The organism is Holophagales bacterium (genome assembly GCA_016699405.1).
Classification (GTDB): domain Bacteria; phylum Acidobacteriota; class Thermoanaerobaculia; order Multivoradales; family JAGPDF01; genus JAAYLR01.
In genome coordinates, this window is record CP064972.1 from 3726174 (window position 1) to 3748168 (window position 21995).

The 21995-nt window shown below is 69.7% G+C and carries 22 protein-coding genes; 11 read left to right on the forward strand and 11 right to left on the reverse strand.

Translation table 11 applies throughout. The features are described 5' to 3' along the window. Positions 1-57: 57 nt before the first annotated feature. On the reverse strand, positions 58-459 hold the full coding sequence (locus tag IPJ17_15490; protein ID QQR72882.1) for a PIN domain-containing protein: 402 nt from the start codon (positions 457-459) through the stop codon (positions 58-60). Beyond that, positions 459-704, reverse strand: coding sequence for a CopG family transcriptional regulator (locus IPJ17_15495; GenBank protein ID QQR72883.1), 246 nt, complete (start codon positions 702-704; stop codon positions 459-461). Before IPJ17_15495 ends, IPJ17_15490 begins: the two co-directional genes overlap by 1 nt. Before the next feature lie 184 nt (positions 705-888). Between IPJ17_15495 and IPJ17_15500 the strand changes: the two genes are divergently transcribed. The 4 genes from IPJ17_15500 (at position 889) to aroC (ending at position 5584) form a co-directional block, all read left to right on the forward strand. Continuing rightward, on the forward strand, positions 889-1335 hold the full coding sequence (locus IPJ17_15500; GenBank protein QQR72884.1) for an acyl-CoA thioesterase: 447 nt from the start codon (positions 889-891) through the stop codon (positions 1333-1335). Then, positions 1332-2102, forward strand: a complete 771-nt coding sequence (locus IPJ17_15505; GenBank protein ID QQR72885.1) for a hypothetical protein — start codon at positions 1332-1334, stop codon at positions 2100-2102. Before IPJ17_15500 ends, IPJ17_15505 begins: the two co-directional genes overlap by 4 nt. 108 nt (positions 2103-2210) lie before the next feature. Beyond that, complete coding sequence (locus IPJ17_15510) at positions 2211-3899, forward strand: TonB-dependent receptor (protein ID QQR72886.1); 1689 nt, start codon at positions 2211-2213, stop codon at positions 3897-3899. A 476-nt stretch (positions 3900-4375) separates the two neighbouring features. Continuing rightward, the gene (aroC, locus tag IPJ17_15515; protein ID QQR72887.1) at positions 4376-5584 is read left to right on the forward strand and encodes a chorismate synthase; all 1209 of its coding nucleotides are present in this window, start codon (positions 4376-4378) and stop codon (positions 5582-5584) included. Positions 5585-5587: 3 nt separating this feature from the next. On the opposite strand, the gene IPJ17_15520 is transcribed toward aroC, so the two are convergent. From IPJ17_15520 to IPJ17_15555, 8 genes are all read right to left on the reverse strand, one after another. Then, a complete protein-coding gene (locus IPJ17_15520; GenBank protein ID QQR72888.1) occupies positions 5588-6304 on the reverse strand; it encodes an SDR family oxidoreductase in 717 nt (238 codons plus the stop codon). A 52-nt stretch (positions 6305-6356) separates the two neighbouring features. Continuing rightward, positions 6357-6632: a hypothetical protein gene (locus IPJ17_15525; GenBank protein QQR72889.1), complete on the reverse strand. Its 276-nt coding sequence runs from the start codon at positions 6630-6632 to the stop codon at positions 6357-6359. A gap of 379 nt (positions 6633-7011) precedes the next feature. Continuing rightward, positions 7012-7407 carry a hypothetical protein gene (locus IPJ17_15530; GenBank protein QQR72890.1) on the reverse strand — a complete coding sequence of 132 codons (396 nt, stop codon included), beginning with the start codon at positions 7405-7407 and terminating at the stop codon, positions 7012-7014. 116 nt (positions 7408-7523) lie between these two features. After that, entirely contained in the window at positions 7524-9071 is a 1548-nt protein-coding gene (locus IPJ17_15535) for a GMC family oxidoreductase (protein ID QQR72891.1), read from the reverse strand. Then, a complete protein-coding gene (locus IPJ17_15540) occupies positions 9068-9838 on the reverse strand; it encodes an aquaporin (GenBank protein ID QQR76196.1) in 771 nt (256 codons plus the stop codon). The genes IPJ17_15535 and IPJ17_15540 overlap by 4 nt, the downstream gene beginning before the upstream one ends. Before the next feature lie 26 nt (positions 9839-9864). Beyond that, positions 9865-11970 carry a glycogen debranching enzyme family protein gene (locus tag IPJ17_15545; protein ID QQR72892.1) on the reverse strand — a complete coding sequence of 702 codons (2106 nt, stop codon included), beginning with the start codon at positions 11968-11970 and terminating at the stop codon, positions 9865-9867. 86 nt (positions 11971-12056) lie between these two features. Further along, the gene (locus IPJ17_15550) at positions 12057-14702 is read right to left on the reverse strand and encodes a glucosidase (GenBank protein QQR72893.1); all 2646 of its coding nucleotides are present in this window, start codon (positions 14700-14702) and stop codon (positions 12057-12059) included. Between the two features lie 98 nt (positions 14703-14800). Further along, positions 14801-15010, reverse strand: coding sequence for a hypothetical protein (locus IPJ17_15555; protein ID QQR72894.1), 210 nt, complete (start codon positions 15008-15010; stop codon positions 14801-14803). A gap of 137 nt (positions 15011-15147) precedes the next feature. Between IPJ17_15555 and IPJ17_15560 the strand changes: the two genes are divergently transcribed. The 3 genes from IPJ17_15560 (at position 15148) to IPJ17_15570 (ending at position 17584) form a co-directional block, all read left to right on the forward strand. Continuing rightward, entirely contained in the window at positions 15148-15960 is an 813-nt protein-coding gene (locus tag IPJ17_15560; GenBank protein QQR76197.1) for an SDR family oxidoreductase, read from the forward strand. A gap of 87 nt (positions 15961-16047) precedes the next feature. Next, positions 16048-17061 carry an alpha/beta hydrolase gene (locus IPJ17_15565; GenBank protein ID QQR72895.1) on the forward strand — a complete coding sequence of 338 codons (1014 nt, stop codon included), beginning with the start codon at positions 16048-16050 and terminating at the stop codon, positions 17059-17061. A gap of 136 nt (positions 17062-17197) precedes the next feature. Beyond that, the gene (locus IPJ17_15570; protein QQR72896.1) at positions 17198-17584 is read left to right on the forward strand and encodes a hypothetical protein; all 387 of its coding nucleotides are present in this window, start codon (positions 17198-17200) and stop codon (positions 17582-17584) included. A 3-nt stretch (positions 17585-17587) separates the two neighbouring features. On the opposite strand, the gene IPJ17_15575 is transcribed toward IPJ17_15570, so the two are convergent. Then, positions 17588-18466, reverse strand: coding sequence for an EamA family transporter (locus IPJ17_15575; protein QQR72897.1), 879 nt, complete (start codon positions 18464-18466; stop codon positions 17588-17590). Between the two features lie 76 nt (positions 18467-18542). Here IPJ17_15575 and IPJ17_15580 point away from each other — a divergent pair, with 76 nt between their 5' ends. The 4 genes from IPJ17_15580 to IPJ17_15595 all read left to right on the forward strand — a co-directional run bounded on the left by IPJ17_15580 (position 18543) and on the right by IPJ17_15595 (position 21949). Then, complete coding sequence (locus IPJ17_15580; GenBank protein ID QQR72898.1) at positions 18543-20303, forward strand: type II/IV secretion system protein; 1761 nt, start codon at positions 18543-18545, stop codon at positions 20301-20303. A gap of 271 nt (positions 20304-20574) precedes the next feature. Beyond that, positions 20575-20817, forward strand: coding sequence for an AbrB/MazE/SpoVT family DNA-binding domain-containing protein (locus IPJ17_15585; protein ID QQR72899.1), 243 nt, complete (start codon positions 20575-20577; stop codon positions 20815-20817). Continuing rightward, on the forward strand, positions 20814-21215 hold the full coding sequence (locus IPJ17_15590; GenBank protein ID QQR72900.1) for a type II toxin-antitoxin system VapC family toxin: 402 nt from the start codon (positions 20814-20816) through the stop codon (positions 21213-21215). The genes IPJ17_15585 and IPJ17_15590 overlap by 4 nt, the downstream gene beginning before the upstream one ends. Positions 21216-21295: 80 nt before the next feature. Then, entirely contained in the window at positions 21296-21949 is a 654-nt protein-coding gene (locus IPJ17_15595) for a DUF4395 domain-containing protein (GenBank protein ID QQR72901.1), read from the forward strand. The last annotated feature ends 46 nt before the right edge of the window (positions 21950-21995 follow it).

The following is a 21995-nucleotide window of genomic DNA, read 5'->3' on the forward strand; positions in this document are numbered from 1 at the left end:
GCTGCGCCAGCGGACCAAGGCGGACGGCCCGGAGCGACCTCGCTCCGACCGGACGAATCAGTTCACCAGCTCGTACCCTTCGCGCGAGAAGAGCTCGTCGAAGGCGAACGCACGCTCCAGGCCGAGGCGTCGCATCGCCGCGAGCGAGGTGGCGTCGACGAAGCTCAGACCGGCGCCGCGCTGGCCCGCCAGTCGATCGAGACCGGCCTCGTGCAACTCCTCGTCGACCCAGAGCACGCGCAGCAGCGGCGCGAATTCGCTGCGGAAGCGCAGGACCGCCTCCCGCCCCACCCGGCGATCGAGCAACGCACAGGTTTCGACCACGACATAGGACGAGGTGTAGAGCGGCGCTCCCTCCTCGGCGAGCCGGGCGAAGGCGCGCGCCGCCGTCTCGTGCGACCGGTCGCTCGCCAGGAAGAGGGCGACCAGAGCCGACGTGTCGATGTAGACCGCGGCCATCACACCGCCTCGCCGAGATAGCGGTCGTGCGACTCGGCGACATCCGGAGCACCCCCGCGATCGGCGAACGCGCCGACCAGCGCGGCGGCCCGACGGAAGGCGTCCTCCTGCCGCGAGCTGCCCTCGGAGAGCGCCCGGTCGACACAACGACGCACCGCCTCGGCGAGCGAGATCCCTTCGCGAGAAGCCACCCGCTTGAGCGACCGGGCCTGCGAATCCGTCAGTTGGACCTGGGTCCGAATCATCCCGACCTCCTTCCGTCCGTGAATGTTGCGATGGAGTGTAAGCACATCATGATGTGATGTCAACCAGCGATGGCACGCCGGAGGTTTGCGCCCGCTTCCCGCTCGGCACGGTCGATCTCCGACCCCGCGAGTCCTCTCGCCACGGCCGTCGCGGCCGCGCCGGGCTCGGATAAGCTCCGCCGCCATGCGCCGCACTTCGCCGGGGGCCGCCGCGGCTTCGGTCGACATCGAGGTCCGCTACGCCGAGACCGATCAGATGGGCGTGGTCCATCACGCCAACTACTTGGTGTGGTTCGAGCTCGCGCGGACACGGCTCTGCGCCGACGCCGGCATGCCGTACGCCGAGATCGAGAAGCGTGGCTTTCTCCTGATGGTCACCGGCGCCGAGTTGCGCTATCGAGCGAGCGCCCACTATGGCGAACGGGTCCGCGTGACCTCGCGGGTCGCCAGGATCGGCAGCCGCGGCGTCGGCTTCGCCTACGAGGTCCGCCGCGACGACGACCTGCTGGCCACGGGCTCGACCGAACACCTCTGGATCGACGCCGCGACCCGCCGCCCGTGCTCGACGCCCGCGGACCTGCGCGCCGCCTTCTCGCGGCTCGCGCAACGGCCGACGGAAGGACTGGGTTGACCCGCCCGCCGCGCACCCGGCGTCGCCTCGCCCCGGCGAGCGCTTTCCTCGCGACACTTGCCCTCGCGGCGACGGCTGCGTCGGCGAGCTCCTCCGAGCTCCCGGTTCGCGTCACCGCTCCGGCGCGAGGCGCTTCGCTTCAGGCCGGCAGCGAGGCGGTCGTCGCCTGGACCGCCGACCGGCCGTTGCCGCCGGGGGTCGACGAGTGGGAGGCCTTCCTTTCGCTCGACGGCGGCGCAACCTATCCCTTGCGCATCACGCCCCATCTCGATCGCACGCTGACCCGCTTCACCTGGCGCGTCCCCGATCTGCCGACCGAGAACGCTCGCCTGCTCCTGCGCTTCGGCGACGAGCACGACGAACGCGAAGTCGACCCCGGGATCGTGCTCACCATCCGCCGGGCGGTGACCGGCGATCCGACCGCGCTCCTCGGGGATCGGGTCGTCCTCCATCCTGGTGAGGCCGCTCGCCCGGGCCAGGCCGGCGTCATCGCCTGGGTCGAGGCCGACCGCCACGGCGGCGGACTCCGCCAGGTCCGCACGAGCGCGCCCCGAACCGATCTCTTCCCTGGCGTACGGTCGATCCTGCCGGCCGGTGGCGACCTTTGCAGCGAGGAGCCCGATCCGCATTCCGTCGCTCGCGCGCTTCCCGCCGACCTGGCCCCACGCATCCTCCCGCCGCTCCCGCTGACGTGTCCCCGGGACGCGGCAACGCGCTCGCCCGCGGCGAGCGTCCTCCTCTCTCGCCTCCAGCGCTGGAACGTCTGAGACGACCGCGCCGCGGCCACGAACCGCCGCGGCGCCGTGCCTTCGCCCCCGGACCGGCGTCGGCCGGGGACCGTCTCGAATCGATCAGCGACCTCTCGAGGAGGATTCGTGTCTCGACTCATGCACTCCAAGCTGCTGCTTTGCGCGCTCGCCGCGCTCGTCTCGTTCCCTGTCGCCACCTCCGCCCAGACGCCTCCCGTCACGGTTTCGGAGGAGATCCAGGTCACCGCCACCCGCCTGCCGTCGGATGCCAACGAAGTTCCTGCCGTGATCTCCGTGATCTCGGGCGACGAGCTCGCTCGCCGCGGCGCGACCGACCTCGCGTCGGCGCTCGCCCTTCTCGGCGGCATCTCGATCGCTCCGGGAGGAGATGGCGGCCCCGCCGCCTCGGTGCCGGAGATGATGGGCCTCAAGGAATTCGACGCCTTCCTGCTGGTCGTCGACGACGTGCCGTGGGGCGGCGCCTTCAACCCGGCGCTCGCCTCGCTCGATCTGACCGCCGTCGAGCGCATCGAAGTCCTGCGCGGCTCGGCCCCCGTGCTCTACGGTGCGACCTCGTTCGTCGGCGTGATTCACGTCATCCACCGCGCCGCCGGACAGGGTGATCGCAGCGCCTCGCTCTGGGCCGGCAGCTATTCGTCCTTCGGGGCTTCCGCCATCCTCCCGCTGCCGACCCACGGCGGCTGGAACCAGAGCCTCATCGCCAACGGCGAGGACCGGGGCTTCCGCGACGACCGCACCGGCTTCACACGCGGACACCTGCTCTACCGCGGCCGTGGCGCGCTCGCCGGCGGCACCCTCCGGCTCGACCTCGACGCCACCCTCCTCCGGCAGGATCCCTCGAGCCCGTCCCCGCGCGCGGGCAAGGTTCTTTCACCCCTCGTTCCGATCGACGCCAACAACAACCCGCGCGACGCGCACATCGACGAAAACCGCGTCCACCTCGTCGGCGGCTTCGAGCGCCCGGCCCTCGGCGGCGCCTGGACGACGACCCTCGCCGCGACGTTCGTCTCCCGCGACATCGTGCGAGGAATGCTCAGCTCGCTGGCGTCGTCCGGGATCAACGCGGCGGGCTACGCCCAGGACCAGGACGAAACGGACCTCTACTTCGACACCCACCTCGGTTGGAAGCCGTCGCCGAACCTCGACGTGGTCGTCGGCGCCGACGTGCTCGCCGGCAAGGGCGAGGCCGACTCGAAGAACTTCGACTACGCCGTCGGACTCGACGGCAGCAACGCCCCGTCGAGCGGTTCGCAGACGATTCTCGAGCGGCCCTCGCTCGAGGACGAGCGCGTCTTCCTCGGCCTCTACGCCCAGGGTATCTGGAAGCCGGCTCCTCGCTGGTCGATCGAGGCCGGAGCGCGGCTGAATCACACCTCCGAGGACCGCGAGGGCGAGGTCGAAGGGGCGGGCGGCGACGAGGAGGTCTCCGACAGCCGCACGACCACCCGCGGCAGCGGCAGCCTCGGCGTGAGCTTCCTCGCGTGGGGACACGATCGCGAGGGGATCTGGCTGTTTGCCGACGCCCGCGATGCCTTCAAGCCGGCGGCGATCGACTTCGGCCCGAGGCCGAGGGCGAGATCCTCGAGCCGGAGACCGCGCGGACGATCGAAGGCGGTGTCAAGGGCGTCGGCTTCGGCGGTCGATTCCGCTGGCAGGCCTCCTACTTCGACATGCAGTTCAAGAACCTCGTCGTCGCGAGCTCCGTCGATGGCCGGCCGACGCTCGTCAACGCCGGCGAGGAGTCGTTCGCGGGATGGGAGGTCGAGGCCGCGTGGCGCGCCTTCGGCGACCTGACGATCCAGGCCTCCTACGCCGACCACGACGCGCGCTTCGGCAACTACCTGCGCGACTTCGACGGCACCCTCACGCAGCTCGACGGCAAGCGCATCGAGATGTCGCCGCAGCAGCTCGCGGCCTTCGGCATCGTCTGGGCCCCGGAGCGCGGCTTGAACGCGCACGCCAGCGTCAACCGTGTCGGCGACCGCTACCTGAACATGCGCAACACCGCGCTCGCCGAGCCCTACACCATCTGGTCCGCCGGTCTCGGGTTCCGCTTCTCGCGTGCCGAAATCCGCATCGACGGCGAGAACCTCGGCGACCGCCGCGACCCCGTCGCCGAGAGCGAGCTCGGCGACGCCCAGTACTACCGCCTGCCGAGCCGCACCATTCGCGGCACGGTGGTCATCGGCTTCTAGAGCGGTTCTCGGCGGGGCGGGGCCTCCGGGTGCCCGCCCCGCCTCCGTCGCGCGAGCCGCGATAAGCTCCGTCGCGTGAGCCCTCTTCGCTTCGACACCGCCGGTGAAAGCCACGGACCCGGCCTCACGGCGATCCTCTCGGGGATGCCGGCGGGGGTGCCGGTCGACTTCGACATGCTCGCGCGTGACCTCGCGCGGCGGCAGCACGGATACGGCCGCGGCCGGCGGATGCAGATCGAGCAAGACGAGGCCGAGATCCGCGGCGGGGTGCGCGACGGCGAAACGCTCGGCTCGCCGATCGCGCTCTGGATCGTCAACCGCGACTGGCCGAACTGGCAGAAGGTGATGGCGGTCGGCGCCGTCGATGCCGAGGCCGCCGAGAGGCGACGGCTCCACTCGCCGCGACCAGGCCACGCGGACCTCGCCGGCGGACGAAAGTACCTGCGCGACGATCTGCGCGACGTCCTCGAACGTGCCTCGGCGCGCGAGAGCGCGGCGCGCGTCGCCGTCGGCGCCTTGGCCAAGATGCTCCTCGCCGCCTTCGGGATCGAGATCCGCAGCGGCCTGCGCTCCCTGGGCTCGGTCGGCGGCGATCGGCCGACGCCGACCTGGAGCGACCTGCTCGCGGTCGACGAGGCAAGCCCGCTGCGCGCCATCGCGCGCGATCTCGAGCCGGCGATGATCGCCCTCGTCGACGAGGCCAAGCTGCGCGGCGACACGCTCGGTGGCGCGGTGACGATCATCGCCCACGGCGTGCCGTCCGGGCTCGGCTCGCACGTGGCGTGGGACCGCAAGCTCGACGGGCGGATCGCCCAGGCGATGCTCTCCATTCCCGCCATCAAGGGCTTCGAGATCGGCAGCGCGATCGCCGCCGCCGCCGGCTTCGGCTCTGCCGCCCACGACGCCATCGTCCCCGGTCCTGACGGCACCCTCACGCGCCCCACCAACCGCGCCGGCGGGCTCGAAGGCGGCATCACGAACGGCGAGGACGTCGTCGTCACGCTCTACAAGAAACCGATCGCCACCTTGCGGGAGGGCTTGCCCTCGGTCGACCTGGACACCGGCGAAGCCACGGCCGCCCAGTACGAGCGCAGCGACGTCACCGCCGCCCCGGCGGCCGGCGTGATCGGCGAAGCGATGCTGGCCTGGGTCCTCGCGGACGCCCTGATCGAGAAGCTCGGTGGCGACTCACTCGCCGAGATGCAGGCACACTACGCCTCGACCCGCGAGCTCGAGCGAAGTTGGCCGAGGAGTCCGTCCGCCGCGAGCCGGCGGGCGACGTAGCCTTCAGCCGAGACCGAAGACCGGCAGCGCGACACCGGTCACCGCCCGCGCTTGCGGCGAGGCGAGGAACAGCATCGCGTCGGCGAGCGCCAGCGGATCGACCCAGGCACGCGGATCCGCCTCGGGCATGGCGCGCCGGTTGGCCAGCGTGTCGATCGTGCCCGGCAAGACGGCGTTGACCCGCACGCTCTCTCCCTTGAGCTCCGCCGCGAGGCTCTCGGTGAGTCGCACCACCGCCGTCTTGGCGATGCTGTAGGGAGCGGCGCCGGCATCCCCGCCGAGCGAAGCCTTCGATCCGACGTTGACGATCGAGCCGCTGGCGCGGCGGCGCATCCCCGGCACGACGGCCCGACAGAGATGGAGCGTCGAGAGGAAGTTCGCTTCCCAGAGCATCGCCCAGGTGGCGGCCGAGAGCTCCTCGACGGTCTCGCCGCCTCGGTAGGCGCCGGCGATGTTGAAGAGGTGATCGATGCGACCGAAGCGCGCGGTAATCTCGGCCACACACTTGTCGACGGCGTCTGCCTCGCCGAGATCACATGCGAAGAACGCCAGACGGTCGTTCCCGCCCTGCGCTTCCGGCCAGAGTCCGGGCAGACGGTCGGTGCCGCGGTCGATCAGCGCCAGGCTCGCGCCGGTCTCGAAGAGGCGGCGGGCGACAACGCCGCCGAGCGCGCCCGAGGCGCCGCTGACCACGGCGACCCGTCCGGAAAAATCGTTCATGAGCGTCTCCCATTCTCCTTGTGATGCACCCGCGCCGGCCTGTCGACCGCCTTCATGCTGCCACCCCGCCGTTCACCGTTCGAGGCGAGGCCCGACGATCGGCAGCGCCACCCGCCACGCTCGCCGGCACGAGCAGCAGCACGACCGCGACCGCCTCGGCAATTCCCGAGCCGATCCGCCCCGCCGGCTCGACACCGAGGGTCGAGACGATGTCGACCGACTCCGGTGCGGCAGTGAACTTGAAGTCGAGCGCCTGGGCGAGGATCGCCGCGACGACCAGTTGCAGGATCCAGCGGAGGCGCTTCGCTCGCTCGGTCAGAGAGTGCATGGGTGGCTCCGTGGCACGATCGGTCGGAAGTCTCGGATCACCCCTTCGATGCCGCCGGGAGGAGCGCGGTTTCACTCGCAACCTCTCGCGGCGCCGAGAGCAAGAGGCCGTGACCCTCTGGATCCCGCAGCAGGGCTCCCGTCCGATCCCCGGACACCGCCCGCGGCAGCACCACGGCACCGGGGGAAACCCAACGCCCGCCCGCCGTCCGCGCGGTCCGCGCAAGGTTTCGGGATCCGCAACCGACAAGCCGACGGCGTCGCGCCAGAAACCGAGACTGCGCGCGCTGTCGGAAATGTCAATCGCGGTGCGATCGATGCCGAGGAAGAGCCTGTCCTTCCCCTCCAACGTGGATCCACCTTGCCCGGAGGGTAAACGATCAACTCGAGATGGTGTTCGTCGGCGTCGCGAAGGTAGAAGGCGACGATCCCTCCGGCGGCCGGATTCCGGTCGGGTAGGCATTGCGGCGCCGTCGACATCTGTTCGATGCCGGCGCCGCCAGGCGTGCGTCGGCCCGCGGCATGTCCGAGACGACGATCGCCACGTGCTGGAACCAGCGGTCGTTCGATCGCGAGTCGGCGGGACTCGGTCGCCCCTCGGGGGCGAGGAAATCGGTGAGCTCGAGGCAGACGGTGGCCAGGCGAGCGCGGGCGCCGAAGACGCCGGTCAGGTGTTCGAGCTCACTGCCCTGGCGCTCCACCGGCTCCCGCACCTGGCGGAAGTCGGGGATTCGGGTGAAGAACGCCACCGCCCGGTCGAGATCGGACACCGTCATGCCCACCGCGGCAACGTGCGGCGGCGTCGCCGCCGCCAGCGGACACCCCACCGCGAAGGCGACAACGCCGCAGAGCGCCAGATCGCCCAGGGCTCGCTGGCGACACCAGCGGCGGCTCAGCCCAGCCTCTCGATCAGGTGATCGCCCACACGCAGGGCGTTGGCCATGATGGTCAGCGCCGGATTGACGGCACCGGAGGAGGGGAAGAACGAGCCGTCCACGACATAGAGGTTGTCGACCTCCCACGCCCGGCAGAGCGGATCGAGCGCCGACGTCGAACGATCGGAGCCGAAGCGGATGGTGCCGTTCTGGTGCGCGACGCCGGCGAGCGGAATCCGCTGACCGACGAAGAGGCTGCGCGAGAGCAGACGATCGTGGCAGCCGATCGTGTTCATCAGTCCCTTGAGCTTGGCGATCAGGCGCTGGTGTCCCTCCTCGTTGTTCGGCCGGTAGGCGAGCACGATGCCGCCCTCGCGATCGAGCGTCACGCGGTTCGCCGGATCCGGCAGGTCCTCCGAGGTGAGCCAGAAATCGAGCGAGTGCTTCGCCATCGCCTCGAGCGACCAGCCGGGCGTGATCGGCGGCGCGCCCGCGCTGAGGGTGACGGCATCGAGCTTGCCGACGAAAGAGATGTGCCCCATCGGTCGCTGCCATTCCGGCGCGCCGAAGTAGAAGTCGTTGAGCGCCAGCGTCTTCTGGAAGACCGTCGGATTCGGCTCGAGCGAGAGCGCCATCAGCACCGAGTTGATGTGCCCCATGTAGTGGCGACCGACGACGTCCGAGCCGTTGGCGAGCCCACGCGGGTGGCGCTCCGAGGCCGACCGCAGGAGAAGCGCTGCCGAGTTGATCGCCCCGCACGAGACCACCACGATGCCGGCGGAGATCACCAGCCGCTCCCCCGCCCGTTCGACGTGGATCTCGGTGACCTCGCGCCCCGAGGCGCTCGTCTCCAGACGAGAGACGTAGGCCCCGGTCCACAGCGTCAGGTTCGGATGCGCGGTGAGCGCCGGGTCGACACAGATCGATTGCGCATCCGACTTCGCCCCCACCAGGCAGGGAAAGCCGTCGCAGGTCGCGCAGCGAATGCACGGGCTCGACTGCGGCCTCGTCTCGTCGAGCCGGACGCCGAGCGGCACGTGGAACGGCTTCCATCCGGCACCGGCGAGATCCGCCGCCAATCGCGCGATCCTCGGCTCATGCGAGACCGGCGGGTGGGCATAGGGCGCCGAGCTCCAGGGCTCGGTGGGATCGACGCCCCGCTCGCCATGGACCTCGTAGAGATGTTCCGCCTGGGTGTAGTACGGCTCGAGCTCGTCGTAGCCGATCGGCCAGGCAGGCGAGACGCCGCCGGCGTGCACGAGCTCGCCGAAGTCCTGCTGGCGCAGGCGGAACAGCGCCGCGCCATAGAACTTGGTGTTGCCGCCGACGTTGTAGTTCGTATGCGGATGGAGCGGCTTGCCGCCCGAGTCCGCCCAGCTCTCGCGGGTGTTGTAGCGCGCTTCGACGTTGACGGCCCGCGGGTCCCAGTTCTCGCGTTCGCGGCGCACGTACTCGCCGCGTTCGAGCAATAGGATCCGCTTGCCGGTCGGCGCGAGCTTCCAGGCCAGCGTGCCGCCACCGGCACCACTGCCGATGATGACGACGTCGTAGTGGTTCAGGCTCATCGACTTTCCCGCTCCTCTCGAGGGTGAAGGCAGTAGCCGCAGTCGAACGGACAGGGCAACGCATGGTCGTGGCAGAGCTTGCCGCAGAGGACCGGCAGATGACCGGGGATCCGACGGTAGATCTCCGCCGCCCCGAGCATCCCGACGAACGGAGCGGTCAGGTAGATCCAGAGCCCGCTGCAGTTGCCCGAAGGAAGGAGCGACGCGAGGCTGCGGGCCGGATTCAGGCTCATGCCCGAGATCGGCGCCTCGAAGGTAATGAAGAGCGCGACGAGCGTGGCCGCCACCCCTCCGGTGTAGCGCGCGAGCGCGGGCCGGTTCGAGCAGAAGAGCACGGCGAGCATCAACATCCCGGCCATCGCGACCTCGGCGAGAAAGGCCGCCGCCGCACCGTACCTTCCCGGCCGGGTCGCGACCCAGTCGACGGGCGGTGCGGTGAATCGTCCGCCCATGAGCAGGGCGACGACACCCACTCCGCCGAGGCCCCCGGCAAGCTGGGCCAACGGGTAGGCCACAACGTCGGCGCGCGACACCTTGCCGAGACGAAAGAACGTCAGGGTGATCGCCGGATTGAGATGCGCTCCCGACCGCCGGCCCCACGGCGAGTAGATGAGCGCCATCGCCGTCAGGCCCATGGCCAGACCCGTGAGCGCGCGGCGAGCGAGAGGATCCGCGATCCGCACGAGCAGCAGCGAACCGGGGCCTTCGAGCAGGGTGGCGCAGAGCCCGGCCGAGAGCATGAACAGCCCGAGGCCGGCGGCCTCCATTCCCCATTCGCGCCAGTGCCATCCGCTCATCGCAGCCCCACGCAGAGCGCCGAGCGCAGCAGTTCGCCGACGCTCCAGGCTTGCGCGAACGCACCGCGCGGACGGTGCGGCGGCTCGGCGTCGAAGATCTCCGAAACCGAGCCGAGACAGGCCTCGTCCAGGTGGGTGGCGAAAGCGGAAAGCAACTCGCGCCCCTGGCGGCGCCCGGCGCTGCCGCGATAGCGCACGATCGCGTCGACATAGGCGCCGAGCAGGAAGCTCCACACGGTCCCCTGGTGATAGGCCCGATCCCGCTCGGCCGGCCCACCCTCGTAGCGCCTGCAGTACCCGGGCTCGTCGGCGGCGAGGCTGCGCAAGCCGCGCGGCGTGAGCAGACGCTGCTCCACGGTCGCCAGCACCGCCGCCGCCTTCTCCCGCCCCAACAACGGATAGGGCAGCGAGAGAGCGTAGATCTGGTTCGGGCGACAGGATGGATCGCGGCCCTCCGCGGAGACGACATCGAAGAGCGCTCCGACGGAATCGTTCCAGAAGCGCTCCTCGAAGCGCCGCCTCACGACCGCGGCGAGCTGGCGCAGCATCGCGGCACGCTCGCGGCCGCCGAAGCGACGGTGGAACGCCGCGGTGATGCGCAGGGCGTTGTACCAGAGCGCCTCGATCTCGACCGGCATGCCGGAGCGCGGCGTCACCACCTCCTCGCCGACCTTGGCGTCCATCCAGGTGAGCTGGACGCCGGGCGCGCCAGCCCTCAGCAGGCCGTCGCCGCCCACGCCGATGCCGTAGCGCGTGCCCCGACCATGCCAGGTCAGGACCTCTTCGAGACGCGGCAGAAGCTCGGTGCGGACGAACTCCGCATCGCCGGTCGCCCGGAAGTAGCGCTCGCCGGCGACGAACAACCAGAGCGTGGCGTCGACGGTGTTGTACTCCGGCGCCTCTCCCTGCTCCGGGAAGCGGTTCGGCAACATCCCTTCGGAGAGGGCTCCGAGGAACGCACGCAGAACCTCACGGGCCTCCCCGGCCCGCCCGGTCGCGAGGCAGAGCCCGGGCAGCGCGATCATCGCGTCCCGCCCCCAATCGGCGAACCAGGGATAGCCGGCGAGGAGGGTCGCTCCCCCGGCGTTCGCCCCCGAGCGTGCCACCATGAACTGATCTGCGGCGAGCACCAGCCGGCGCGCCAACGGATGCTCCACTCCGGCCCGCGCCACCAAGCCCTGGCGACGGGCGAGCTCGTCGGCCAACAGGCGCCGGGCGTCGCGTCCGGGGCGCTCCGCGGTGGAGATCACGACGCCCACCGGTTGGCCGATCGCCAGCTGGACGGTGAAGACACCTGGCAGGTAGAGGTCTTCGCGAAAGTCGAATCCTCGCGCGCGCTCTTCGGCGTACTCGAAACGGTAGTACCAATCGCCGCCGGCGCGGAACTCCGCGCCCCCCACGTCGACGAACACCGCCGTCTCGGTAGCCCCCGAGGAGAAGCGCACGCAACCGGCCGACACGCCGGAGGCGCGCCAGATCCGCCCGGGTTCGGCGGCGCCCAAGGAGTGGATCTCGCGGCCGGCAAAGAGCGGCCGCAGCTCGAGCGCGACCGCCGGAGTCTCGACCGGCGTGGAAGCCGCCTTGCCACCTTCGGCTCCTCGCGACAGGCCCTCCGACTCCAGAAGCTCGTAGAGCACGATCGTCGTGTTCTCGCCATGAACGGCGGCGATCGTCTTGCGGAGCCGGAAACCCCCACCCGCGTACGTCCAGCGCGGAAGCTCCGCCCGCGTGAACTCCGCCAGGCTCTCGAACCCGCGCGGATGCACCACGCCGGGAAACTGGTTCGCGCCGAGCTCGATCCTGGCGCTCGCTCCTGCCCCGCCGAGGACCAGCGTCTCCTCGAGCTTCGAGAGCAGGACGCGGCGATCGGCGGGAGGCCGAGTGGCGGCGACCAGCAGGCCATGGTAGCGACGGGTGTGCGCACCCGAGACCGTCGAGCTCGCCCAGCCGCCGAGACCGTTGGTCTCCAGCCACTCGAGAGCGGAAGCGCGCTCGAAGTCGGCGAGCTCGTCGGCAACGAAGCGCGAACCCGGAATGGAATTCGATTCCGCCGAGGCTTCGCGTCGCTCGCGCCCGCGCGTCGTTTCGGTTCCCGGCGCCATGTCGTCCTCGCTCGTCTGGCCTACGATGCGGCCCGTCGACGATCGGTTTCGACGCGAGGACCGCGGCGCGGGCGCGACCGCTCGGCTCAGCGAATCAGCTCGGCGACGAGCCCCGTCCAGCCGGTCTGATGACTCGCCCCGACGCCGCGGCCGCTGTCGCCGTGGAAGTACTCGAAGAACAACAGGTGATCGCGGAAGTGCGGATCGCTCTGCAGTTTCTCCGCCCCACCGAAGAGCGGACGGCGACCGCGAGCATCGGGCAGGAAGAGACTCACCAGGCGGCGCGCCAGCTCGTCGGCGGCGGCGCCGAGCGGCAGCATGGTGCCGGAGCCCACGGGGCACTCCACCCGCAGGTCCTCGCCGTAGTAGGACGCGAACCGGCGCAGCGACTCGATGATGAGGAAGTTGACCGGGAACCAGACCGGCCCGCGCCAGTTCGAGTTGCCGCCGAAGAGCCCCGAGTCGGACTCCCCCGGCTGATAGTCGACCGCGAACGTCCTGCCTCCGGCTGCGATGGTGAACGGATGCTCGCGATGAAACCGGGAGAGCGCGCGCACGCCGTGATCGGAGAGGAACTCGCTCTCGTCGAGCAGGCGCGAGAGCACCGCCTTCATGCGATGGCCCCGCAGCAGCGAGAGCAGGCGACGATCCCCCTTGCCCGGCTGATGCCAGCGCGACACGAGCCCGGCGAGGTCGGGGCGGTAGTCGAGGAACCACTGCAACCGGGCGGCGAAGTCGGGGACGCGCGAAAGCAGGCCGGCGTCGAGGATCTCGACCGCGAAGAGCGGAATGAGGCCGACCATCGAGCGCACCTTGAGCGGTCGCGCGGTGCCGTCGCCGGTGTGGAGCACGTCGTAGAAGAACTCGTCCTCTTCGTCCCAGAGGTCGATCTCGCGACCACCGACGTCCTTCATCGCCGCGGCGATGTAGAGGAAATGCTCGAAGAACTTGGTGGCGATGTCCTCGTAGACCGGGTTGTCGAGCGCCAGCTCGAGCGCGATCCGCATCAGATTGAGCGAGTACATCGCCATCCAGGCGGTGCCGTCGGCCTGGTCGATGTGACCGCCGGTCGGCAGCTCCGCCGAGCGGTCGAAGACCCCGATGTTGTCGAGACCGAGAAAGCCGCCCTGGAAGACGTTGCGCCCTTCGACGTCCTTGCGGTTGACCCACCAGGTGAAGTTCAGCATCAGCTTGTGGAAGACGCGCTCGAGGAAGGCGCGATCGGCGCGGCCCGAGATCTCGCGGTCGATCTCGAAGACGCGCCAGGCGGCCCAGGCGTGCACCGGCGGGTTGACGTCCCCGAAGGCCCACTCGTAGGCCGGGAGCTGACCGTTGGGGTGCATGTACCACTCGCGCGTCAGCAGGATCAGCTGGCTCTTGGCGAACTCCGGATCGAGCCGCGCCAACGGCAGGCAGTGAAAGGCGAGATCCCACGCTGCGTACCAGGGGTACTCCCACTTGTCCGGCATCGAGATCACGTCGGCGTTGTTGAGATGCGTCCATTCGTGGTTGCGCCCGTGCCGACGCGCCGCAGGAGGAGCCGGCTGACCCGGGTCGCCCTCGAGCCAGCGCGGAACGTCGAGGTGGTAGAACTGCTGGCTCCAGATCATGCCCGCCCAGGCTTGACGCTGAACGCGCCGGGCCTCGGCATCGGCCACTCCCTCCTGGAGCTCGGCGTAGAAGGCGTCGGCGTCGGCACGCCGTGCCGCGACCGTCTCCGCGAAGCCCTCGAACGGTCGCGCATGAGCTCGGCGCGAGAGGCGCAGGCGAACGACCTCGGTCCCTCCCGCGGCGATGTCGAGGTCATAGCGCATCGCCATCTTCGTGCCGCGCCTCGCCGGATGGACCGCCGCCGTATTCCCGCGAACCACCGCCTCCTCGATGCCGTCCTTGAAGTAGCCCGCGCATGGCTCGGCGTCCCACAGCTTCGCGGCGTTGGTGTCGTTGTCGGTGAAGAGCAACGTCGGGGCGCCGTCGGGCTGCAGCCACATCGTGCCGAGCTCCGGGTGCGATGCCCGCACGGCGCCCCCGCTGACACTCAGCTCGGGACGGCGACCGCTGGCGCCGTCGACCTCGCCGATCGCCGAGCGGGTGAACGCCCCCCAACTCCAGACGTTGCGGAACCAAAGCTGCGGCAGGAGCACCAGCCGGGCCGCTTCCGGTCCCCGATTGGTCGCCGCGATCTCGATCAGGAGGTCCTCGGCGTCGGCCTTCGCCACCTCGACCTGGAGGTCGAAGTAGCGATCCTCCTCGAAGAGGCCGGTGTCCAAGAGCTCGAACTCGGGCTCGCTCTTGCCGCGCCGCCGGTTCTCCTCCCGGAGCCACTCGTAGGGGAATTTGGCCTGCACGTACTTGTAGAGCATCTTCAGGTAGGAGTGGGTCGGCAAGGCGTCGAGGTAGTAGTAGAGCTCTTTGACGTCCTCGCCGTGGTTGCCCTGAGGCCCGGAGAGACCGAACAGGCGCTCCTTGAGAATCGGATCGCGCCCGTTCCACATCGCCACCGAGAAACAGAGCAGCTGACGATCGTCCGCGAGGCCCGCGATGCCGTCCTCTCCCCAACGATAGGCGCGGGCGCTCGCCATCTCGAACGGGAAGGAGCCCCAGGCTGCGCCGTCGGCCGAGTAATCCTCGCGCACCGTCCCCCACTGCCGCTCCGAGAGATAGGCGCCCCAGCGCCGCCAGGCCTTCTCTCCAGCCTTCGCCTCCGCCAGCCTTCTGCGCTCCGCGTTCATGCTCTCTCCATTCTCTTCCTTCTCGCGGCGGCGCCGCGTTCGACTCACCGTTGGATGCCGGCCGGCGCCTCCGGTTTCCTGTCGCGACGATGCTGCCACTATCTCACCGGCGCATCGAACGGTCCGGGCCGGAACCTGGCGGCCTTCTTTCGCACCCGGGCGGGCCAGGCGGCACACGCCTGGCGAGCATTGCGACGTTCGTCCTTCTCCAAGCGGTCGAAGGCCTTCCGCGTATGCTGGAAGTAGAGCTTGCCGTCGACGAAGTGGAAGATCGCCGGGGCGATCGGTCGGAGGCCTTGACGCGACACGGGAATGGTTCTCCCGTGGATCTCGTTGCGGCTGGTTGGATGCCCGCCTGGCGAAGGCAGTTTCGACGAAACCGTGGCGATCGCTCCGCATCCAAGCGGGCAAAAGCGGTTTCCCTTCAAGGAGTGGTTCGATGGCGATGCAGCGGATCGGAAGAGTTCTGGATGGACAGCGGGCGATCGTCACCGGCGCGAGCTCCGGCATCGGCGCGGCGATCGCGAAGGAGATGGGTCGCGCCGGCGCTCTGGTGGCGGTCAACTACGTGACCGGCCCGGAGGCGGCAACGGCGGTGGTCGACGAGATCGTGGCGATGGGCGGCCAGGCGTTCGCCGTGCGGGCCGACGTGTCGAACGAAGCCGACGTGCTCGCCATGTTCGAGGCCGTGCGCGCGCGGCTCGGCGGCCTCGACATCCTGGTCAATAACGCCGGGCTCCAGAAGGACTCGGCCTTCCACCAGATGACGCTCGCGCAGTGGCAGAAGGTGATCGACGTCAACCTCACCGGCCAGTTCCTCTGCGCCCGTGAGGCCGCCAAGGAGTTCATCGCCCACGGCGTGGACGAGACGCGCTCCTCGGCCGCCGGCAAGATCCTCTGCATCTCGTCGGTCCACGACGTCATCCCCTGGGCCGGACACGCCAATTACGCGGCCTCGAAGGGCGGCGTGTCGATGCTCATGAAGACGATGGCGCAAGAGCTCGCGCCCTACCGGATCCGCGTCAACTCGGTCTCGCCCGGCGCCATCAAGACGGCGATCAACCGCGACGCCTGGGCGACGCCGGAGAAGGAGCACGAGCTGCTCAAGTTCATTCCGTACGGTCGCGTCGGAGTGCCGGAGGACATCGCCCGCGTGGCCACCTGGCTCGCCAGTGACGAGGCGGACTACGTCAACGGCGCCACGCTCTACGTCGACGGCGGCATGGTGCTCTATCCCGAGTTCGGCCACGGCGGCTGACCGCCCACGCCCAGACCCCGAAGCGATTCGCGCCGCCGGCCGGAGAGCCGAGCGCGACACGCATCCCGTCCCGCCGCGGAGACCGCCATGCGACACCACGCCCGCATTCGCATTCACTATCCGCTCGGCGCGGATTCCGGCTTCCGACTCGTGCTGCGCTCGGCGCTCGACTGGGGTCGCGACCTCGAGCCGATCGACGCCGATCTCGCCGCCGGGCGCTTCGACTTCGACGTTGCGTTCGCGGACGAGTTCCTGTACTTCAAGCCGGTGCTGCGCGGCGCAGGGACGCTGCTCTGGGCCAAGGGCGACAACGAGCTCGCCCTCGGCGGGACCGAGGAATGGATCGGCGTCTGGCCCTACTTCCTCGACGACGACACCTGCAGCGTCTGCAACGTCCACGAAGTGGGCAGGGCGCGCAGCTACGACGTGCGCGTCTTCTACCCGCCCGGCTACTCCGAGAACACGCTCGCCCGCTACCCGGTGCTCTACATGCAGGACGGCCAGAATCTCTTCTTCCCCGACGAGGCCTCCGGCGGCCAGCACTGGAAGGTCGAAGAGACGCTCGGCGTGCTGTCGTCGATGAACCTGATTCGCCAGGCGATCGTCGTCGGCATCTATCCGCGCGATCGCATGCACGACTACACGCAGCCGGGCTACGAGGAGTACGGTCGCTGGGTGGCCGAGGAGCTCAAGCCCTGGGTGGACCACGGCTACCGCACCCTCGCCGGCCCCGAGCAGAACGCCGTGCTCGGCTCGTCGCTCGGTGGCGTCGTCTCGTTCTATCTCGGGTGGCAGTACCCGGAGCTCTTCGGCCTGGTGGGGGCGATGTCGGCGACCTTCGGCTACCGCGACGATCTGCTCGAGCGCGTCGCCGCCGAGCCTCGTCGCACCCAGCGGCTCTATCTCGACACCGGCTGGCCGCGCGACAACTTCGAGGTCAATCGCAGCCTGCGCGCGCTGCTGCTGCGGCGAGGGTACGTCGAAGGCCGCGACCTCCTCTACCTCGCCTTTCCCGACGCCGCTCACAACGAGCGCGCGTGGGCGATGCGCGCCCACATCCCCTTCCAGTTCTTCTTCCGCTCGAGCCCGGAGCAGACCTGAGTCGAGTCGCGTCCGGCGGCGGTGTGGTCGCCGGAGGTGACGTGCCGACGCGCTCGCGGTAGCCTCGCCGCTCGGCGAGCGTCGCAGCACGAGCGGAGGGCACGTGGATCAGCCGCAGGCAGCCGGAAGACGAATCGTGGGACTGGCGCTCGTGTTGCTGGGCGGAGTGGCGTTCCTCGCCGGCGCCGCTGCCCACGCCCTCGCCGGCTGGCCGAGCTTCGCGACCACGCTCACCGCTCGCGGGATCGACCGCGAGACCTACGCCGGCCTTGCCGTCGGCTGGAATTTCGGCACCAGCGCGATGGCAACTTACGGCCTGCTCGTCCTCGGGGCCTGGAACGGCCTGCGACGGGGAGGCGACGGCCCCGCGCAGCTGATCACCGCGATCGGCGCGAGCTACTTCCTCTTCGGGGCTGCGGCGCTCGGCTATCGCTTCCCCCAGCTCCACTTCGCCGCCTTCATGCTGCAGGGCACGCTGCTCGTCGCCGGCGCCTGGCTGGCGCGGCCCGACTCGACCGCCTGACGGTCAGGCGAGCAGCAGGACCACGCCGCCGACCATCGTCGCCACCGCGACGACGCGGTGGAGCGGCAGCGGCTCACCGAAGAACGCCCGCCCCCAGACGAGCGCCAGGGTCGCCCCGACACCGCGCTTCAGCGTCTCGACGAGGGCAACCGCCATGCTCTGGATCGCCATCAGCTGCACGGTGACCGTCACCGCCCCACAGAGCACCGTGGCCACGAGCAGTCCGAGGACGCCCGCCGGCACCTTGAGCGTGGCGAGCTCCCGCCGCGCGGCAAGCATCGCCAGCGCCCCGGCGGCGACGCCGGCGTGCAGGACGAAGGCATGCAGGGTCGGTGCGGCATGGAGCAGCGCCCGTTTGTCGAGCAGCAGGGTCGCCGACCAGCACAGGGCGACGAAGGCCATCAACTGGCTCCCCCGCTCGCGCAAGGCCGCGCGAATCAGGGTCCGCGGCAGCAGCCCCTCCCCCGGCTGGAGGTTGATCGCCAGCGCCCCGACGACCACCAGGGCGATCCCCGCGACCTGCCGTCCACCGAGCGACTCGCCGAGCAGCAGCAGGGCGAGGACCGCGGTGAAGACCGGCGTGAGCGACAGGAGCGGCAGGGTGACCGACATCGGCGCGAGTTGCAGCGAGCGGAAGAACGCCAGGTTGGCGGCGACGTTGAGCGCCACCGAGGCGAGCCCCGGCAGCACGTAACCGCTGCCGATCCGCCAGTCGCCGACGAACGCCGTCCACGCGGCGAGCGGCAGGAGCGCCCCGAGGGTGATCAAGGCCACCAGCGGCAGCGCGGCGACACGACCGGTCAGCAGTTTGCGCAGCAGGTCGTAGGTCGACCACCCGAGCGCGGCAGCGAGCGAAAGAGCGAGGGCAGGGGTGACGAGCATGGCGGCGCGCAAGCCTATCAGCCGCCGAGCGTCGGACTGCTAGACTTCCGGCGAGTCGAACTTCGACGAGGTGCCGATGAACCTCAGCCCCTTCCAGGTCGCCGACATCCTCGCCCGCCAGGGCCTCATCACGCCGGCGCAGGCCGAGGACGTCAAGCGCGAGGCGCGCCAGCTTCCCGCCCACATGCGCTCGGCGCGCGCCTACGAGCAGCACGCCGTGGCCTACGAGCTGGTCGAGACGCTCCGCCTGCCCAATCACCGCGACGGCGGTGTCGTCGGCGAGGCCGAGATCGCCCGCGCCATCGCTGCCGACGCCGGGCTCGAGTACCTGCGGATCGACACCCTGAGCCTCGACGCCGACCTGATCGAATCCAAGATCTCGCGGCCCTTCGCCCGCCGCCACCGCATGCTGCCGCTCGAGATGATGGGCGGCAAGCTCAAGGTCGTCTGCGCCAACCCGTTCGACATCGAAGGGGTCGACTCCTATCGCCGCATCGCCGGACGCGACCTCGTCCTCGCCGTCGCCTCCGAGCCCGACGTGCTGCGGGCGCTCACCGAGTTCTACGGCCTGCGCCATTCGGTCAAGCGGGCCGAGCGCGACCTCAGGGCGGGGATCGACCTCGGCAACCTCGAACAGCTCGTTCGGATGAAGAACGAGGCGGAGATCGAGTCGAGCGACCAGCACATCGTCAACGCCGTCGAGTTCATGCTGCAGCACGCCTACGATACGCGGGCGAGCGACATCCACATCGAGCCGAAGCGCGAAGCCTCGCTGATCCGCTTCCGCATCGACGGCGTCCTGCACGACATCCAGACGATGCCGAAGATCGTGCACAACGCCGTGGTGTCGCGCGTCAAGACGATGTCGCGGCTCGACATCGCCGAGAAGCGCCGGCCGCAGGACGGCCGCGTCAAGACGATGCGCGGCGGGCGCGAGGTCGAGCTGCGCGTCTCCACCCTGCCGGTCGCCTTCGGCGAGAAGGTGGTGATGCGCATCTTCGACCCCGAGGTGCTGATGCAGGACCTCACCGGGCTCGGTTTCTACCCCGAGGAGCTGCTGCAGTTCCAGGACTTCATCAGTCGCCCGCACGGCATCATCCTGGTCACCGGTCCGACCGGCTCCGGCAAGACGACCACCCTCTACTCGGCGCTCAAGACGATCGCCAACCGCGAGATCAACATCACCACCATCGAGGACCCGATCGAGATGGTCCTCGAGGAGTTCAACCAGACCGCGGCCCAACCGAAGATCGGCATCGACTTCGCGAACGCGTTGCGCCACATCCTGCGCCAGGACCCCGACGTCATCATGGTCGGCGAGATCCGCGACGGCGAGACCGCCCAGTACTCGATCCAGGCCGCGCTCACCGGCCACCTGGTCTTCTCCACCCTGCACACCAACGACGCGTCGACCTCGATCAGCCGCCTCACCGACCTCGGCGTCGAGCGCTTTCTCGTCAGCTCGACGCTCATCGGCGCGATGGCGCAGCGCCTGGTGCGCCGCATCTGTCCGCACTGCACGACCGAGCGCTTCCTGACGCCGGAGGAGATCAACACCCTGCGGCTCACGGTGCCGGCCGGCAAGCGGGTCAAGGTGCAGGAGGGGCAGGGCTGCTTCGAGTGCCGCAGCACCGGCTATCTCGGCCGCAGCGGGATCTTCGAGATCCTCGCGGTCGACGACGCCATCAAGGAGCTCATCGTCTCCGGCGCCGACGCCCCGACGGTCAAGCGCGAGGCGGTCAAGAACGGCATGCGCACCCTCCGCCAGTCCGCCCTGCGCAAGCTCGCCGAAGGGATCACCACCTTCGAGGAAGTCGTCCGCGTCACCGGACTGTAGCGACCGGCTCTCAGGTTCGAACCCGAGCCTCTCGCCACCGTCTCGCCAGCGGCTTCTCGGTCGCCGAGCCCCTCCGGGCCCCATCGCCACGTTCGTCAGGGCGCACGGCGTGCGCCCCAGCCTCACCGCCCGATCAGGAAACGGCAGCGGTTCGGCGCTCTGTGGGCGCCTCCACGGAGGCCTCCCCGGGACCTCCGACCCGGACCTGTCGACGCCGGAGCACACCGGAAGTAGAATGTAAGGAGGAAAAGTAAGGCGAAGGAGACTTCCGGTGACCGTGACTCTCAGCTCGAAAGGACAGCTCACTCTCCCGGCCGCAGCGCGGAAGCGCCTCGGGCTGCGCGCCGGATCCCGGCTCGAGGTCGTCGTGACGGGCGAAGACCGAATGGAGATCGTGCGGCTCGGCGGCTCGCTTCGCGACCTCAAAGGCCTGTTGCCGAAACCACACAAGGTCCTCTCCCTCGCCGAGATCGACCGCGCCGTGGCCGAGGGCGCCCAGGGCAAGGCCAGGTGATCGCGCTCGATACGAACGTCCTCGTGCGCTATCTGGTGCGCGACGACGCTCGCCAGACGCGCCTCGCCACCCAGGCGATCGAATCCTCTTGCACTCACGAGGACCCCGGATTCGTTTCGCAGATCGTGCTCTGCGAGCTCGTCTGGGTGCTCGAGCGGGGCTACCGCTACCGCCGCTCCCAGATCGCCGCCGTCGTCCGTGGGCTGCTCTCCGCCGACGATCTGGCCATCGAACGCTCCGAGCTGGCGTGGCAGGCGCTCAACGATTTCGAAGCTGGCAGTGCCGACTTTTCTGACTACTCCCTTGGCCTCGCGGCCCGGGAGAGCGGCGCCGAGGCGACCCTGACTTTCGACCGCCGCGCCGCCAGCTCCCCGCTGTTCCACCTGTTGGACTCGTGAGGCCCGGCAACTTCTGATGCGCCGCCGCGTAGAAAGCCCTGACACCTGCGGGCGAACGCATCTCTTCTGAGGGGGTAGCTGTGAGCGACATTCGACAATTCGGCGAGCACGCCGACGGGTACTCGGTCCCCGTGCTGAACGAGCGCGAGATCCGGGCCGCGGCAGGAATCCTCTTTCTCGCCACGTTCCTTTCGCTCCTGTTCATCCTCTTTCGCGGGAACTTCATCCCGATCAAATTCGTCATCTCGTTCTTCCTGGCCGACTTCCTCGTGCGCGTTTTCCTCAGCCCGCGCTTCTCGCCGACGCTGATCCTCGGGCGCCTGATCGTCGGCAACCAGACCCCGGAGTACGTGGCCGCCGCGCCCAAGCGCCTGGCCTGGATCATCGGGGTCGCCCTGTCGGCCACGATGTTCGTCCTGATGGTGCTGATGAACACCTACGGCCCGGTCAGCGGGATCATCTGTTTCGTCTGCCTGATCTTCCTCTTCTTCGAGTCCGCCTTCGGGATCTGCCTCGGCTGCAAGTTCTATCGGCTGGTCTACCGCGAGGCTCCGGTGCTCTGCCCCGGCGAGGTGTGCGAGGTGAAGGCGCGGCAGGCGATCCAGAAGACGTCGCTCGCCCAGGTGATCGTCCTCCTCGCCTCGATCGCGCTGATCGTGGCGGCGGCCGGCACCCTGACGACGACCTTTTCCGTCCAGCCCCATCCCCTGTTCGGAGCAGAAGCGAAGCCCTGACGCGAGGTCCTGGCTCATCGCGGGCGGTGGATCCGACCCCCGCTTC

What these genes read in the sequence shown, in the direction of transcription:
- IPJ17_15525 (QQR72889.1), bottom strand. Translation starts at nt 6,632, where the DNA reads ATGCACTCTCTGACCGAGCGAGCGAAGCGCCTCCGCTGGATCCTGCAA.
- IPJ17_15495 (QQR72883.1), bottom strand. Translation starts at nt 704, where the DNA reads ATGATTCGGACCCAGGTCCAACTGACGGATTCGCAGGCCCGGTCGCTC.
- IPJ17_15500 (QQR72884.1), top strand. Translation starts at nt 889, where the DNA reads ATGCGCCGCACTTCGCCGGGGGCCGCCGCGGCTTCGGTCGACATCGAG.
- IPJ17_15490 (QQR72882.1), bottom strand. Translation starts at nt 459, where the DNA reads ATGGCCGCGGTCTACATCGACACGTCGGCTCTGGTCGCCCTCTTCCTG.
- IPJ17_15575 (QQR72897.1), bottom strand. Translation starts at nt 18,466, where the DNA reads ATGCTCGTCACCCCTGCCCTCGCTCTTTCGCTCGCTGCCGCGCTCGGG.
- IPJ17_15580 (QQR72898.1), top strand. Translation starts at nt 18,543, where the DNA reads ATGAACCTCAGCCCCTTCCAGGTCGCCGACATCCTCGCCCGCCAGGGC.
- IPJ17_15520 (QQR72888.1), bottom strand. Translation starts at nt 6,304, where the DNA reads ATGAACGATTTTTCCGGACGGGTCGCCGTGGTCAGCGGCGCCTCGGGC.
- IPJ17_15545 (QQR72892.1), bottom strand. Translation starts at nt 11,970, where the DNA reads ATGGCGCCGGGAACCGAAACGACGCGCGGGCGCGAGCGACGCGAAGCC.
- IPJ17_15550 (QQR72893.1), bottom strand. Translation starts at nt 14,702, where the DNA reads ATGAACGCGGAGCGCAGAAGGCTGGCGGAGGCGAAGGCTGGAGAGAAG.
- IPJ17_15560 (QQR76197.1), top strand. Translation starts at nt 15,148, where the DNA reads ATGCAGCGGATCGGAAGAGTTCTGGATGGACAGCGGGCGATCGTCACC.
- IPJ17_15530 (QQR72890.1), bottom strand. Translation starts at nt 7,407, where the DNA reads ATGACGGTGTCCGATCTCGACCGGGCGGTGGCGTTCTTCACCCGAATC.
- IPJ17_15535 (QQR72891.1), bottom strand. Translation starts at nt 9,071, where the DNA reads ATGAGCCTGAACCACTACGACGTCGTCATCATCGGCAGTGGTGCCGGT.
- IPJ17_15540 (QQR76196.1), bottom strand. Translation starts at nt 9,838, where the DNA reads ATGGAGGCCGCCGGCCTCGGGCTGTTCATGCTCTCGGCCGGGCTCTGC.
- IPJ17_15565 (QQR72895.1), top strand. Translation starts at nt 16,048, where the DNA reads ATGCGACACCACGCCCGCATTCGCATTCACTATCCGCTCGGCGCGGAT.